This is a genomic window from Bacillus cereus group sp. MYBK220-1 (assembly GCF_051916445.1).
In the GTDB taxonomy this organism is placed as follows: domain Bacteria; phylum Bacillota; class Bacilli; order Bacillales; family Bacillaceae_G; genus Bacillus_A; species Bacillus_A cereus.
In genome coordinates, this window is sequence record NZ_JBQAGQ010000001.1 from 206,580 (window position 1) to 219,213 (window position 12,634).

Below are 12,634 nucleotides of genomic sequence, written 5' to 3' on the forward strand. Positions count from 1 at the left end.
TGAAATGCAAACATTTTGCAAACATAGGTTATCCAAAGATACTTTTACTGAAGTTTTTAACTGCTTCTTCCTGCATATTCGGTAAAACATGAGAATAGACACTTAATGTCATTGAAATATCTGTATGACCTAATCGCTCACTGATGATTTTAGGGTTAACTCCTTGTTTCAATAGTAGAGTTGCGTGTGTATGTCTTAAATCATGGAATTTAATTTCTTTTATACCTACTTTGTGTGTCATCCTAATGAAGCTTTTTCTGAAATGTGCTCTTTTTATGATTCTTCCAAACTCATTACAATTTATTAAATCTTGATCTAGATAAGCAGAACCAAACCTTAATTTCTCTTTATTGATTAAAATTTTATGCCTTTTTAAGGCTGCTATTGTTTCATTAGGTACAGGAATTGTGCGTTTTGATGAATTTGTTTTTGCAGTTGTTTTGATTTTATTGTCATGACCAGATGTTTGATTTATTGTAACAGTATGTTTTTCAAAATCAATGTCCTGCCATCGTAAACCTAGAACTTCTCCCAGACGCATACCTGTAGTTATTGCAAGTAGATACCCAATGTGATATCGTGATTCTTGTGAATGAGCTAAAAACTTTTTTACTTCTTCCTCTGTCCAAGTCTGGATAGGGGTTTTTTCTTTTTTAGGTATCTCAGCAAAATCTGCTGGATTTCGAGAGATAATATTTTGTTTTACGGCTAGGTTTAAAGCGCTCTTTAAAATTCTATGCATAAGCAGAATAGAATTGTTTGCAATCCCTTTATCTATCGCAGTCTTATAGCATTTTTGAATGTGCATAACATTTAATTTATGGAGCGCGACCATTCCTATACTAGGTATAACATGTTGGTTGATAAATGCCTTATAGCCAGCAAAGGTACTCTTTTCTATGCTCATACTTTTAATTTCTAGCCAATGATTTAGGTAATCTTTTAGCGTAACTTTAGATGGCTCTATAAAAGTTCCTTCATTTAACTCTGTAATTTTCTTTGCCACATCAGCCTGTGCTTCTTTTTTTGTCTTATACCCAGAAAACCACTTTTGTCTTCTTTTTCCTGTCTCTGGATCAGGTCCGATATCAATAACAATACAATACTTATTTCCTCTTTTTCGAATATGTCCTTTCACTTAAAACACTCCTTCATTTGTTTTGAATCATGTTGTATAAGTCTAGTTGTAATTTTGCTGCTATGAAAATTACATGTTTGGACATATCAGCGATGGATATATTCTACCATATATAAACAAATTCAGTTATAGGATATGATTGTCATCCAATGTTAAATAATAGTAAAATATTAATAGAATTAGATAAAGGAGGATGTAAGACTATGAGAAAATTCACAAATGATCCAGGCGGACATAAAGTAACTAATCCTGGTGTAGGGTGGCATAATGAACCGGGTGGTGGTTGGAAACACAATCAAGAACCTGGTACAGGCTGGAAAATGATTTCTGATCCAGGCGGCGGTGGATGGGATATAAGTTTAGACCTTGGAACAGGCATATAGTACATAGGTGGAGCTTAACGGCTCTTTTTTTATTGTAGAAAAAAGAGCCGTTAGGCTCCCTTGAGAAACGTTGATATATAACGATTTTAAAACTTTCTCAATAAGAATCAGATAACTACACGACTGAATTTTGGGAAAAATGTGATATTATGAAAATAATAAAATAAACGGACGTGAAAAAGACCTACGACTGTGCAAGTGGTGCTCGCAACACCCTTACACCGTCCTCCCTAAACGCGCTAGGGAAAACACTTGTCATAAGTCTCAAACATAATTATAACACATAGCCTAGATATAATGGCACGTTTTCCTGTAAATATAAGACATCTAGGGTAACGTTGTCTTTTTTGTCCATAAGGAGGACAAGGATTGTGCAAGTTTTATTGGATTTAAATGACATGCAGGAGTGTCTAAAATCAAATGGTTATACAAATCGTAAATTGGCAACACGTTTTAAAGTAACGCATACAACAGTAAATAGTTATTTTAAGAAGCAAGGTAAATTTGATTTTATGCACTTGGTTGATGCGCTAAAGCTATATAAGCCTAAAAATGTTGATTTTAGAAGGGAATGCATCAAAGAGTGTATACCTACACTATCACATAAAAATTTGAAATTAGCATTAGAAGTGTTAGATATGTTTGGAGAATATGATCTTCAAGACCTAGTAATTCAACGAATAATGAGTTTTAAAACTAATAAAAATAAAAGCGAAGAAGAAAAGAAAAAAGGCAATTCAAAAACTGTAAGGATAAATTTAAATTTGGTTCCATTATACAAAACATTAAGAGAAAGAAGTGAAAATACAACTACTCCTAAGAGGTTCTTTGAGAAAGTTGATAAAATGAGAAAAAATCAAAAATACTCAGATAAAGAGCTGGTAATAATATCTGTTTTAAATACAATTTACTCTTTTTTTGATTTAGGTAATTATAAGATGGTCAATGAACATATTCAGCAATTATTACCGGACATCTTGGGAATTAAATGTCATACATTAAGAGATTCTCTTTTATTAAGAATAAAAGAAATGGAAGTTTTCGTTGCACTTCACGAAAATAATTTAGACGAATCACGTGAATTATGTTTTGAAATAATAAATGATCAAAGTAATTGCTATGTCAGCACAAAGGCAGTAGCATATTGCAAAATTGGAGAAAGTTATGTTTTCTCTAATTATCAAAATGCTAAAGAGTACATGGAGAAATCATTAAATATAATTGGTGTTCCAGTGAATAAAAAATTAGAAGTAAGAAGAGAAAAAGTACTTAATACACTATTATTTTTAAGAATATATCATGAAAAAGATTTACATACCATTAACCCAGAAAATCTAGATGATGCTGAAAAAGCATTCTTATATGTAAAGCTAGGTGAAAATCAAAAAGCGATTAAAATTTTACAAGCTTTACAAAATACAAATGGATATCTTAGTAGTTTTCAATTGTACTATATGGGGCTTGCGGTGGGAGGAGAAGAAGGGAAGAAATACCTAGAAATGTCTATAGAAAGTTTTTCTAAATCAGGTGATTATTTCTATATATTCCTACCAAAGACAGCATTGAAATGTTATAATTGAATTATACAAAAAGGGTGGTGAAACGCTTGAAAAATAAGCTTTTGAAAATAGTTTTCACTATTGCTACTGTAGCTTGTCTTTCTATCACAGCTTTTCAGGTGACAGAAAAAGATAAGGTGCAAAGTGCTAAAGAACAAAAAACAACTTTATATATGATTGATCCAGGCCCAGGAGGCGGGTAATTAATATAATATTAGAAATGACACTATCAAATTGATAGTGTCATTTCTGCTTTATAGGGAATGGAAACATTTTGACTGAAACGACAAAAACTTTCCACTTTAAGACGGTTAATATATAAAACAGGATGTAAGGGGAGAATTAAGGATGACGAAAGAGGAAATTGTAATCCTATTTTTAGATACTGTGAAAGAATATGCACCAGATCAATTAGAAGAATATATAGCAGAAATTAAAAAAATAGCCATTCCTAATTAAGGGGCTATTTTTCTGTTTTATTATGGTGTTTGCTAAGAGCTTGAGCGATAGCTAACATTTGTTCTAACGCCATATCTTCTTTATCCTTTGGCAGCGGTTCTAGCCATTCCATGATTTCTTTGAATTTTTTATATTTATCATCACTAGAGTCGTCATCTTTATTTTCTCCGTACAAATAATTTACAGGTACATTAAATCTCTTCGCTATCTTTTCTATGGTTTCACGACTTGGGAATGCTTTTCCATTTTCAAACTTTGAAACAGTCCCTTTAGTTAAATCCACTTCTTTTCCGAATTGTTCTTGATTCATTTTGTTATCTATTCGAATTTGTTTAATTCTATCCTTCATTTCCATATTTAAATACTCCCCTTTTTACGATATATCGTAAATTACGTTAATTACATTATAAAGTTTCCTAGCAAGAAACGTAAAGAGTAAAAAAGTTTCCTTCTCTGAAATTTTTTTGTTAAAAATACTTGAAGTTTCACGTTATGAAACTTATAATGAGTTTGTAAGCATCAGAAGGGAGTGATCAGATGCAAAATCAAAAACAACTAACGGCACTTCAAAAAGCTTTTGAAGATTCTGGTCTTAAATATCATGAATTAGCTAATATGGTTGGTATATCAAAGTCTTACTGCTATAAAATTATAAATTATAATCTAAGAGTTTATTATGATGTAGCTGTAAAAATATCAAATGTTTTAGGTAAAGAAACGGACATTCTATTTAATGAGCAGGAAAAAAATTTTGAATATGAAGTTTCATTGAATGAAACTAAAGGAGGTGAAAAAAATGAGCCAATTACAAGTTTTGCAACATCCAGTAAATGAGTTTGTTTTTATGGAAGGGAATTAAGTTGTTCATGATGGTGGAAAAAAACTTTTCGCAGCAAATTGGAGAGACGTAAAATCAGCGCTTGCAGTAAATAGTTATTGCAACATTTTACAGAAAGATTTCAATGAAGAGATATCATACATAAAAGCATGACGGCCAAGGTTAGTATGATTATCCATCGTTAATATAATTTTGGAAGGAGAAAAAAGAAATGGGATTAGATCAAATCATTAAAGAATCAATCCGCGAAGTTGTTCGAGAGGAGATACAAGCTGCTTTAGCGCAGTTTCAACAACAATCACAACCAAACAAAGTAATGAGGGTGAAAGAAGCAGCAGAATATCTCAATATCGCTGTTTGTAGAATGTATGAATTAGCAAGTCATCCACAGTTTCCAGTGATTAGGGAAGGGCGCAAATTACTTTTCCTACAAAAGGATTTAGAAGCTTGGCTTGAAACACAAAAGGAGGTGATTTAGTGGAAGATACAACATCGTTAGTTATATTCGCAATGTTTATCGCGTGCAGCGCATTGTTACTTTACATTACTTATGAACCAATAAAACAGTGGGCTTGGAGTGACGTAAAACAAAATAAAAAGACCCATGGCAGTGGGTCCTTTAAGAAAAAACAGTTGTTATAAGTATATCACGAAAAGCAAGGAAATAGTAGATGCGTCTAACTGAATATCAAGTACTATTACCTAATAAGTTTTGGATCTTAGCAAAGAGCAGGGATGAATTAAAGCAAATGATTGAACAGTATTTCAAGGCTGGTTATCCGCATTATGAAATTCAACGAATTATCAAAAGTGGACAAGTATATGTGGCGGTTTGTACAAGGAGGTAAATAAATGGCAACATTTCGAGTTAGTAAAAGTAAAAATTACACAACCATTAATAATACAGGTCTTCGAGATGAACGTTTAAGTTGGAAAGCAAAAGGAATATTGGCTTACATTTTATCGTTACCAGATGATTGGGTGTTTTACATGGAGGAAATATCTACTCATGCGAAAGATGGAATTGATAGTTTAAGAGTAGGAATGAAAGAACTAAAAAGATTCGGTTATGTTAGAAGGTTTCCTGTAAAAAACGAAAAGGGAAAGATTACTAACTGGGAGACAATTATTTATGAAGTCCCACAAGTGGAAAATCCAGATATGGAAAATCCACTTGTGGAAAAATCACAAATGGAAGTTCCATTTATGGAAAATCCCAAGCTACTAAGTACTAAAGAACTAAGTACTAATAAACAAAATACTAATATACAAAGTAGTAGTAGCATCTTCTCTTTCTATGAAAATAATTTTGGTATTTTAAATTCATTCATAGCCGAAAGTATTTCGCAATGGGTAAACGATACAAGCGAAGAGCTTGTACAAGCAGCTATGGAGCGTGCTTTGAAACAGCAGAAGAAATGGAATTATGCTGAAGGGATTTTAAAACAGTGGGTTAACAAAAACATTCGTACTTTAGCTGATGTAAATGCAGCAGAAATAGAGTTTAAGAACAAAGGTGAAAAAGGAGCGAATAGAAATGGCAACACCAATGAAAAAACTGGCGGAATCCCTGGAATCGAAGGTGAATTACCATTCTGATCAATGTATGAATCACTCCTATGTAATAGGTGGACAAACAATCATTAAGCCAGTTCAAATGATTATTTATCAAGGTAAGCCTGTTTGTCCAAGATGTGTTGTTGAGCAAAACAATAAGGTTTTGGAAGAACAAGCTAACGCTCATTATAAGAAGATTAGCCGTTTACAGAAATTCAACATGCTGGAAAAGGCTAGTGTTATTACAAATAAGAAAATTCCTCTTTCAAGATTATCTGATTACAGAACCGTGTGTAATGAAACGATTAGTCACAAGAAAGCTGTTGAAGAAACCTTGGAGGATTTAAAGAAAGGAGAAATTAGAAAAGTTGTATTTACAGGAAATCAAGGGACGGCAAAAAGTTTCCTATCATACAGTATGCTTCATGAATTAAATCAATATTTTTGGGATATCAGTCAAGAAGAAGAAAATTATCATCTTATGAAAAGTTGCTTGTACGTTGAATTAGAAGCAATAACAAGAATGATTATGGATTCTTTTGATGATAAGAGCAGTAAATATACACTTCAATATTTCGTTCAATTAATTGGACAAGCTGATTTTGTTGTGTTAGATGATCTTGGCGCAGAAAGCGGGTCAACTAATTCGAATAGACAGGCATCGGATTTCATTCAACGCCTTTTATATGCGGTATCAAACGCTAGACAAGGAATGAGTACATTTACCACAACAAACTTTACTGGAAAACAACTTTTTAATAAATACGATGCTAAAACAGTTAGTCGTTTATTAGGGGATTCAAGGGTTTTGAAATTTACAACAGCTGATCAAAGGCTTACAAATTTAGGTTTCTAATAAGGAGGAATAAGCATGTGTGCATTATGCCGTAATACAGGGATTATTCGTAAAGAAACTTACCCAGGTGTAATTGAAACGAGCGGTTGTAATTGCGAAGTAGCAATCCAGCAGCAAGAAGAAAACGATAAGCGTTGGCAAGCATGGTTAATAAAATTTGAATCAATGAAAAAAGAGTTACATCGGAACCAACAACAAAAAGTAAGCTAACAAGGGGGAGCAAGTAATGAAAAATACAGGCGTTACAAGAAAAGTGGACGAGCTAGGTCGTGTAGTAATTCCAATAGAGTTACGCAGAACTTTAGGTATTGCCGAAGGAACAGTACTAGATTTTTATGTCGAGGGTGAAAACATTGTTCTAAGAAAATATGAAAAGTCCTGCTTTGTAACGGGTGAAGTTTCCGAAACCAACACAAAGTTGCTAGGTGGCCGAATGTTTTTAAGCAAGGAAGGGGCAATTGAATTACTGGATCTTATTCAGAAGAGTGGGCTGGCACATGCCTAAGCAACTAAATATTTTTGATGTAGAGCCAGCAATTTGTGAGTTCGATGCAATGAAGGCAAATGTGAAGAGAGGAACTGGACGCACTACATACGCTGACGTACGCGTCCAAGTTCCAACGAATGCAAAGTGTACGGATGAATTACCACGCACAACTAAACAAGATGATCGCTATGATATTTTTGAACAGTATGTAATGGCAATATGGAGATTTCAAAGAGCTGTAGATAAGTTTTTTAATTGGGATACAGCTGAAGAATTGTGTAAGGCAGCAAGGGATAAAAAAGAAATAATTCCGGTACGGGTTTATTTAGGAAGTGGTTTTAAACCTGATGTTGTCGAGTACATGCGGTAGTAAAAAGGAGATGGACATATGAAAAAAATAGAAATTGATGTTAGTAGCAACAAACTTTTAATAGTGAAGGACGGAAATGTAACAGCAGTAAATCCGCCAATGAGTGGATTCGGTGAGCAAGTTGCGGTTTGGGTAAACGGTAAAGTTGATCGTGTAGATACTAAGTTTACTGAAAAGATAAAATAATTTTTTACTAGAAAGTAGGTTCGCTTATGAGTGTAGCGAGAAACCATGAAGTGATGAAAGAATCACGGTTGAAGGTATACATCGCTTTAGAAGAAGCTAACTTCATTTGGGATGAAAGAGATGTAATTCGTTTTCGTGAAATGTGGAATCAGGGCATGAGCTTGCCAAAGATGGCAAAAACGTTAAGAAGGCATCAAGTGGAAGTTGCACTCCTTGTAATAGATCAGGCTGATAAGTATTTAATTGAAAATCGTCCGTTAGGATTAGGAATTTGCTAAATAGGAAGGGGAAAATAAAATGAACGTTATGGAAAACGGTGTATATGAAACAACTAAATTAGTTAGTGAATCAAAGGAAGGACAAGCTGTAATGAATATCAATCATATTTGTGAATTAGATCAATATCAAGAAGCGGCATTACGTACATGGAATACAAATAACGATTTTGGTGGACGTGTTTTAAATGCAGCATTAGGTCTTACGGGAGAAGCTGGTGAGGTTGCTGATGTTGTAAAAAAAAGCAATTTTTCATGGTTATGGATTTGATCCAGCTCATTGTCCAGGAGAAGAAGAAGGAAATACACATAAAATCGCTTTAGAGCTAGGGGACATCCTGTACTACATTTCAATCATGTCTCATGAAATGGGATATACCCTAGAAGATAGTGCTCAAATGAATATATCTAAATTAGCAACGAGATACCCAGACGGATTTAGCCGAGAAGCTAGTCAAAATCGTGTAGATATGAAATGAAAATTGTAATAAAAAAGAGCCGTGAGTGGAAAGGCTCATAGCTCTTTTTTATAAGGGTAATGATTTTATATATAAATATTATCATATAATCCCAAAAAATTCAATTTCAGTCAATTAATTGGTATAAAATTTGAGCTTTATTAAGAAATGGAGAATGAGAAATGGCTATTGAAGCACATAGATGTAACGTTAAAGGGTGTAATGGTCTTGTAGTTTTCGAAAATGCTGATTTTGATTTGCAAAATCCTGACACAATTAAAGGAGTTTATGCACTTGATGATCCTACTTGTAACGTTTGCGGAAAAGAATTTTTAGTAGTACCTAGCTATTCTGTCATTGATCTTGATGTAGAAACACAAGAATTTGAAGAAATTGAACCAGCTTGTATTATTGAATGGCAGAATCAAAAATTTTAACCAAAGCGTTATTTTAATCGGAATGGCAGATGATTGACCAAATCACCTGCCAAGTGCCTAAACAGTCCGGAGGGGTAAAGCTCCGTTTTGAAAGAGTGTAGCTGACTCGTAGATAGTATGTGTAATGTGGAAAAGAATATTCGTAAAGAGGGATTAAAAAGAACCTGTTGTTTATAACAAACAGGTTCTGATCAGAGCCATAGGCTCAATTATAGGAACTACAAATCTACTGGAGGGTAGTGTAATTCCTGATTAATATTAAGGTATGTTAATAAAATCTAAATATGATTAATCAAATGATAACTAAACAAAATTCGTATTATACGAGCAAAAATAAAAGAACCCGTTTGTTATAAACGGATTCTTCCCACAAGGTGTGCAAGGAATTCAAGGTAACTTGACCAGAGCCACCTATGGAATCCCTTGTGATAATACTGTATGCAAAGGAATCAATAAGGTTAATGAAATTTAAACAAAATCCTTATTGGAAAGAAAAAGAGATAGGGTTCACAACCCCATCTCTTCCAACAGAGATAAGTGTAGTTTTGCTTCTTCACAATTTGGATTAATGCAGTAATGGATAAATGAATGTTCGTCGTGTTGTATGAGAGGTTGATCACAAGATACACATGTATACGGTGAGAGCATTTTATATACCTCCTTACAAATTATGGGTTAATTTTAACACGGTTTTATTTGGTTGAGGAGTAAGACAAAATCGTTATTTGAAAAAATACCAGCTTAAATACTGCGTACATATATTTAAGCTGGAAAAAAGAAATAAAGTTATTGTTTGTGTTTTTCCTCTTTATCAAGGAAAAATACAACGAATATTGCTAGGAGAATAGGCAGCCAAACTTCGTGTGGCATATTATAAAACCTCCTTAAAATATGAATCTACTATATTTTACCATATACAAGAGTTTCAATGTAAGGCAATTAAAAAGATGAGTTTATAACCAAAACGCTATTTGAATAAAAGAAGTTAGATAAGAATGAAGAATAGTCATCTCTTATGCTGGGGAGGTTAACGGATATCCAAATTAAATAAGGGTGATTATGTGTTAAAAGGTAAAGTGATTAGTTTGTTTTTTGGAATTGTAATGGCAGTTTCATTTTTATATCCCTTAGATATCAAAGCGGTTAATAGTAATGATCAAGAGTTTTATGATTCTTATAATACTTTATTAGCACCATATGCAAGTCAAGTTATCAGAAGTAAGCTTGGACCAGATCATCAGTATAGTTTAACGGACACAAAAATTATAAAGATTGAACGTTTTCCAGAAGAAAACTTTAATTTTATTGTTACAGTTCAATATAAAACTTATATAGGAGCTCATAATCCTCCGAATGGCATAGAAACTATTACTTTTAATATAGATCCAAGTGGAGTAAAGGTTATAAATTTTGTTCATAAGGATACTTAAAGAAAAAGTGATCTTCTTCATACCTTGATGAGAAGGATATTTGAATTGAAAAATGTAATAAAAGAACCCGTTTGTTATAAACGGATTCTTCTTACAAGGTTTGCAAGAAATTCAAGGTAACTAGGTTAATGAAATTTAAATAAAATCCTTATTTGAATAGAAAAGAGCACCATTAGGGCGTATGGAGCTCTTTGACCAAGAACTATATTGTGTATTTTTTTAAAGTCTGTATAAGTATATGAAAGTTGAAAATAAAGAGTGAATACACTTTAAACAAAATAGTTATTTTAATAAAAAACGGGGAAATGAGGGGAGAGAAAGGAGAAGAACCCTTTATATAAAGGGTTCTTCTGGTGATTTAATCTATCAATTACATTCGTAGTAATATTCATCACATGAATCGTTATTATCGTTACAGCATATACAAAATGTTTTTTGAATAAATAAACTAACTACACTAGCAGGACCTTCCTGCTTTGTAAAAGTAAGACTTTGAAAATCTTCAACTTGAAATATTTTTGTTTGAACGGGTTGTAATGTAGTAGTAATTGGTACGCTAGATTTTCTTGTTAGAATAGTTACTTGAACGGGGGCACTCATACCGACAACAAATAACTGAATTAATGTTTTATTGTGATTGTTAGTGAAATCTTCAAATACTGTTTGTGGAGTGGTATCTAGGAGGTCGATAGATGTAGGTATATTTCCATTTAAATTTTCTCCCGAACCACCAATTGTATGAGTCTCAACAAAACAGTTATTTTTTTGATGGTCCGAATGCGCTTGGTTTTTATAATACTTTTTACCATCTTTATAAAAGTAATCAGCCATATGAATTTAAAGCTCCCTTCTTTTAAATGTCTATATAGACTATTTAATAAAGCGAAGTAGTGCTTGTACAACATAATAAAATCCGCTCTCGTAATTATTTAAAAATTAAAGAGCGCCATTCAAGGCGCTCTCGGATAAAAAATAATATTGAAAAAGAATACCACTTGATATCTTATGTATGCTTCTAAGGGGAGTGCAGATTTAAAATAAAATAGTAATTGGAATGAAATGAAGAGTAACCAATAATTTATTAATGAATATATAGTGAGTGGAGTCAAGGTTGAGGGGGACAGATTATGGTGATTTCTAATATGAAAAGAGAGCTAGAATGCTCTCTTTAATAGTTATTGAATTTGCCAGTAAACGAAAATCTTTAAATACCTTAATATATTAAAAATTTTGTGAACATGAAGTGCAAGGTCCACCAGTAGGTTGGAATACAACATTATCAACAAAAGCTGTTGCGCCTTCTCCACCTGTAGCTAAGTTTTGGAAACTAATACATGCTGTAGTTACATCAGCAGGTATACACACAACAAGGGTATAATGTTGGAAGCCAGCTTGTTGTTGATTTGCAACAGGTACAATGTGCGGAATGTTTAATGGTCCAAGTGTTGTAGGGTTAGGAGGACATCCTTGACCAAGTTCTGGAAACGATACAGAAGCAACAAGAAGTGCTCCATCTCTTATATCCCCAGCAAAAGAAAGGGTAAAGCAACAACCTTCGCCCACATCAACAGATTGGGTCATAATTCCACCAGGTCCAATAGAAACAGCTAAAGCACTCAAGGATCCATTTGGAAGAAAACGACCGCTGTGAGCATTTGGAAATCCTACTTCTGAAACATTTCCCGTTACAATCCATCCTGGAACTGGAGTACCTGGTGTTGCAGGTTCATCAAATCCAGGGTTATCAAGAACATTCGTACATGGGCAACATGCCGTAGCAGCTGGTCCCGTAGGTCCTGTAACTCCTGTAGCCCCGGTTGGTCCAGTCGGCCCAGTCGGCCCAGTCGGCCCAGTCGGCCCAGTCGGCCCAGTCGGTCCAGTCGGCCCAGTCGGCCCAGTTGGTCCAGTCGGCCCGGTTGGTCCAACTTGAGGTGGGGGTACAGGGGGGAGGAAACACTCACATGGAATATGAAATTTCTTTTTAAATTCACTCATTTTTACACCATCCTTATCATTCACCCACTTACACACTACAACTTATGAATTGGTTAACAAACAAGTATAAGAAAAAGGCCCTTGAAAATTAAAATAAATAAAAAAATAAGCCCTTATGTCACAAATATAAACCCATTCCATAATATATAAGGAACATGGGTTCACTTCAAAAAGCTTTTAATATATATAAGAGAGTCCGCTTCCTA

Annotated in this window: 20 protein-coding genes and 2 pseudogenes; 18 read left to right on the forward strand and 4 right to left on the reverse strand. The window is 33.7% G+C overall.

Annotated features, from left to right (window positions below; all coding sequences use genetic code 11):
- Positions 1–28 precede the first annotated feature (28 nt).
- A complete protein-coding gene (locus ACTFRU_RS00940; RefSeq protein ID WP_088867750.1) occupies positions 29–1,138 on the reverse strand; it encodes a tyrosine-type recombinase/integrase in 1,110 nt (369 codons plus the stop codon).
- Between the two features lie 203 nt (positions 1,139–1,341).
- Between ACTFRU_RS00940 and ACTFRU_RS00945 the strand changes: the two genes are divergently transcribed.
- The 3 genes from ACTFRU_RS00945 to ACTFRU_RS00955 all read left to right on the forward strand — a co-directional run bounded on the left by ACTFRU_RS00945 (position 1,342) and on the right by ACTFRU_RS00955 (position 3,283).
- Positions 1,342–1,521: a hypothetical protein gene (locus tag ACTFRU_RS00945; RefSeq protein ID WP_088867751.1), complete on the forward strand. Its 180-nt coding sequence runs from the start codon at positions 1,342–1,344 to the stop codon at positions 1,519–1,521.
- A 371-nt stretch (positions 1,522–1,892) separates the two neighbouring features.
- Positions 1,893–3,101, forward strand: coding sequence for an AimR family lysis-lysogeny pheromone receptor (locus tag ACTFRU_RS00950; RefSeq protein ID WP_440037391.1), 1,209 nt, complete (start codon positions 1,893–1,895; stop codon positions 3,099–3,101).
- 26 nt (positions 3,102–3,127) lie between these two features.
- The gene (locus ACTFRU_RS00955) at positions 3,128–3,283 is read left to right on the forward strand and encodes a hypothetical protein (protein WP_000791664.1); all 156 of its coding nucleotides are present in this window, start codon (positions 3,128–3,130) and stop codon (positions 3,281–3,283) included.
- Between the two features lie 260 nt (positions 3,284–3,543).
- Here the strand turns inward: ACTFRU_RS00955 and ACTFRU_RS00960 are convergent, their stop codons facing one another.
- Complete coding sequence (locus ACTFRU_RS00960; RefSeq protein WP_000425256.1) at positions 3,544–3,894, reverse strand: helix-turn-helix transcriptional regulator; 351 nt, start codon at positions 3,892–3,894, stop codon at positions 3,544–3,546.
- A 182-nt stretch (positions 3,895–4,076) separates the two neighbouring features.
- Between ACTFRU_RS00960 and ACTFRU_RS00965 the strand changes: the two genes are divergently transcribed.
- The 15 genes and pseudogenes from ACTFRU_RS00965 to ACTFRU_RS01035 all read left to right on the forward strand — a co-directional run bounded on the left by ACTFRU_RS00965 (position 4,077) and on the right by ACTFRU_RS01035 (position 10,433).
- A complete protein-coding gene (locus ACTFRU_RS00965; RefSeq protein WP_130813784.1) occupies positions 4,077–4,373 on the forward strand; it encodes a helix-turn-helix domain-containing protein in 297 nt (98 codons plus the stop codon).
- A gap of 55 nt (positions 4,374–4,428) precedes the next feature.
- Positions 4,429–4,530, forward strand: a pseudogene (locus ACTFRU_RS00970) (Rha family transcriptional regulator); the annotation flags it as partial.
- Between the two features lie 58 nt (positions 4,531–4,588).
- Complete coding sequence (locus tag ACTFRU_RS00975; protein WP_000522024.1) at positions 4,589–4,855, forward strand: helix-turn-helix domain-containing protein; 267 nt, start codon at positions 4,589–4,591, stop codon at positions 4,853–4,855.
- Positions 4,855–5,019, forward strand: a complete 165-nt coding sequence (locus ACTFRU_RS00980; RefSeq protein WP_000390298.1) for a hypothetical protein — start codon at positions 4,855–4,857, stop codon at positions 5,017–5,019. Before ACTFRU_RS00975 ends, ACTFRU_RS00980 begins: the two co-directional genes overlap by 1 nt.
- Before the next feature lie 29 nt (positions 5,020–5,048).
- Positions 5,049–5,225: a hypothetical protein gene (locus tag ACTFRU_RS00985; RefSeq protein WP_088867754.1), complete on the forward strand. Its 177-nt coding sequence runs from the start codon at positions 5,049–5,051 to the stop codon at positions 5,223–5,225.
- A gap of 4 nt (positions 5,226–5,229) precedes the next feature.
- Complete coding sequence (locus tag ACTFRU_RS00990) at positions 5,230–5,976, forward strand: DnaD domain protein (RefSeq protein WP_088867755.1); 747 nt, start codon at positions 5,230–5,232, stop codon at positions 5,974–5,976.
- The gene (locus ACTFRU_RS00995) at positions 5,915–6,790 is read left to right on the forward strand and encodes an ATP-binding protein (RefSeq protein ID WP_440037392.1); all 876 of its coding nucleotides are present in this window, start codon (positions 5,915–5,917) and stop codon (positions 6,788–6,790) included. The genes ACTFRU_RS00990 and ACTFRU_RS00995 overlap by 62 nt, the downstream gene beginning before the upstream one ends.
- 15 nt (positions 6,791–6,805) lie before the next feature.
- Positions 6,806–7,000 carry a hypothetical protein gene (locus ACTFRU_RS01000; RefSeq protein WP_367087881.1) on the forward strand — a complete coding sequence of 65 codons (195 nt, stop codon included), beginning with the start codon at positions 6,806–6,808 and terminating at the stop codon, positions 6,998–7,000.
- 16 nt (positions 7,001–7,016) lie between these two features.
- Complete coding sequence (locus ACTFRU_RS01005; RefSeq protein WP_440037393.1) at positions 7,017–7,295, forward strand: AbrB/MazE/SpoVT family DNA-binding domain-containing protein; 279 nt, start codon at positions 7,017–7,019, stop codon at positions 7,293–7,295.
- The gene (locus ACTFRU_RS01010; protein WP_001125949.1) at positions 7,288–7,647 is read left to right on the forward strand and encodes a hypothetical protein; all 360 of its coding nucleotides are present in this window, start codon (positions 7,288–7,290) and stop codon (positions 7,645–7,647) included. Before ACTFRU_RS01005 ends, ACTFRU_RS01010 begins: the two co-directional genes overlap by 8 nt.
- A gap of 18 nt (positions 7,648–7,665) precedes the next feature.
- The gene (locus ACTFRU_RS01015) at positions 7,666–7,833 is read left to right on the forward strand and encodes a DUF3954 domain-containing protein (RefSeq protein WP_000717826.1); all 168 of its coding nucleotides are present in this window, start codon (positions 7,666–7,668) and stop codon (positions 7,831–7,833) included.
- Between the two features lie 26 nt (positions 7,834–7,859).
- The gene (locus tag ACTFRU_RS01020) at positions 7,860–8,111 is read left to right on the forward strand and encodes a hypothetical protein (protein ID WP_000109498.1); all 252 of its coding nucleotides are present in this window, start codon (positions 7,860–7,862) and stop codon (positions 8,109–8,111) included.
- Positions 8,112–8,130: 19 nt separating this feature from the next.
- A pseudogene (locus tag ACTFRU_RS01025) lies at positions 8,131–8,587 on the forward strand (nucleoside triphosphate pyrophosphohydrolase family protein).
- Between the two features lie 161 nt (positions 8,588–8,748).
- Positions 8,749–9,003, forward strand: coding sequence for a hypothetical protein (locus tag ACTFRU_RS01030; protein ID WP_440037394.1), 255 nt, complete (start codon positions 8,749–8,751; stop codon positions 9,001–9,003).
- A gap of 1,061 nt (positions 9,004–10,064) precedes the next feature.
- Entirely contained in the window at positions 10,065–10,433 is a 369-nt protein-coding gene (locus ACTFRU_RS01035) for a DUF3888 domain-containing protein (RefSeq protein ID WP_440037395.1), read from the forward strand.
- A gap of 366 nt (positions 10,434–10,799) precedes the next feature.
- Here ACTFRU_RS01035 and ACTFRU_RS01040 read toward each other — a convergent pair whose 3' ends face one another.
- Entirely contained in the window at positions 10,800–11,264 is a 465-nt protein-coding gene (locus ACTFRU_RS01040; RefSeq protein ID WP_440037396.1) for an exosporium protein D, read from the reverse strand.
- Positions 11,265–11,654: 390 nt separating this feature from the next.
- The gene (locus ACTFRU_RS01045) at positions 11,655–12,428 is read right to left on the reverse strand and encodes a collagen-like protein (RefSeq protein ID WP_440037397.1); all 774 of its coding nucleotides are present in this window, start codon (positions 12,426–12,428) and stop codon (positions 11,655–11,657) included.
- Positions 12,429–12,634: the final 206 nt, after the last annotated feature.

Bases quoted from the DNA above. Each gene is read 5' to 3' on its own strand.
- ACTFRU_RS00945 (WP_088867751.1), top strand. From the start codon at position 1,342: ATGAGAAAATTCACAAATGATCCAGGCGGACATAAAGTAACTAATCCT.
- ACTFRU_RS00960 (WP_000425256.1), bottom strand. From the start codon at position 3,894: ATGGAAATGAAGGATAGAATTAAACAAATTCGAATAGATAACAAAATG.
- ACTFRU_RS00965 (WP_130813784.1), top strand. From the start codon at position 4,077: ATGCAAAATCAAAAACAACTAACGGCACTTCAAAAAGCTTTTGAAGAT.
- ACTFRU_RS00975 (WP_000522024.1), top strand. From the start codon at position 4,589: ATGGGATTAGATCAAATCATTAAAGAATCAATCCGCGAAGTTGTTCGA.
- ACTFRU_RS00985 (WP_088867754.1), top strand. From the start codon at position 5,049: ATGCGTCTAACTGAATATCAAGTACTATTACCTAATAAGTTTTGGATC.
- ACTFRU_RS00990 (WP_088867755.1), top strand. From the start codon at position 5,230: ATGGCAACATTTCGAGTTAGTAAAAGTAAAAATTACACAACCATTAAT.
- ACTFRU_RS00995 (WP_440037392.1), top strand. From the start codon at position 5,915: ATGGCAACACCAATGAAAAAACTGGCGGAATCCCTGGAATCGAAGGTG.
- ACTFRU_RS01000 (WP_367087881.1), top strand. From the start codon at position 6,806: ATGTGTGCATTATGCCGTAATACAGGGATTATTCGTAAAGAAACTTAC.
- ACTFRU_RS01005 (WP_440037393.1), top strand. From the start codon at position 7,017: ATGAAAAATACAGGCGTTACAAGAAAAGTGGACGAGCTAGGTCGTGTA.
- ACTFRU_RS01010 (WP_001125949.1), top strand. From the start codon at position 7,288: ATGCCTAAGCAACTAAATATTTTTGATGTAGAGCCAGCAATTTGTGAG.
- ACTFRU_RS01015 (WP_000717826.1), top strand. From the start codon at position 7,666: ATGAAAAAAATAGAAATTGATGTTAGTAGCAACAAACTTTTAATAGTG.
- ACTFRU_RS01020 (WP_000109498.1), top strand. From the start codon at position 7,860: ATGAGTGTAGCGAGAAACCATGAAGTGATGAAAGAATCACGGTTGAAG.
- ACTFRU_RS01030 (WP_440037394.1), top strand. From the start codon at position 8,749: ATGGCTATTGAAGCACATAGATGTAACGTTAAAGGGTGTAATGGTCTT.
- ACTFRU_RS01040 (WP_440037396.1), bottom strand. From the start codon at position 11,264: ATGGCTGATTACTTTTATAAAGATGGTAAAAAGTATTATAAAAACCAA.
- ACTFRU_RS01045 (WP_440037397.1), bottom strand. From the start codon at position 12,428: ATGAGTGAATTTAAAAAGAAATTTCATATTCCATGTGAGTGTTTCCTC.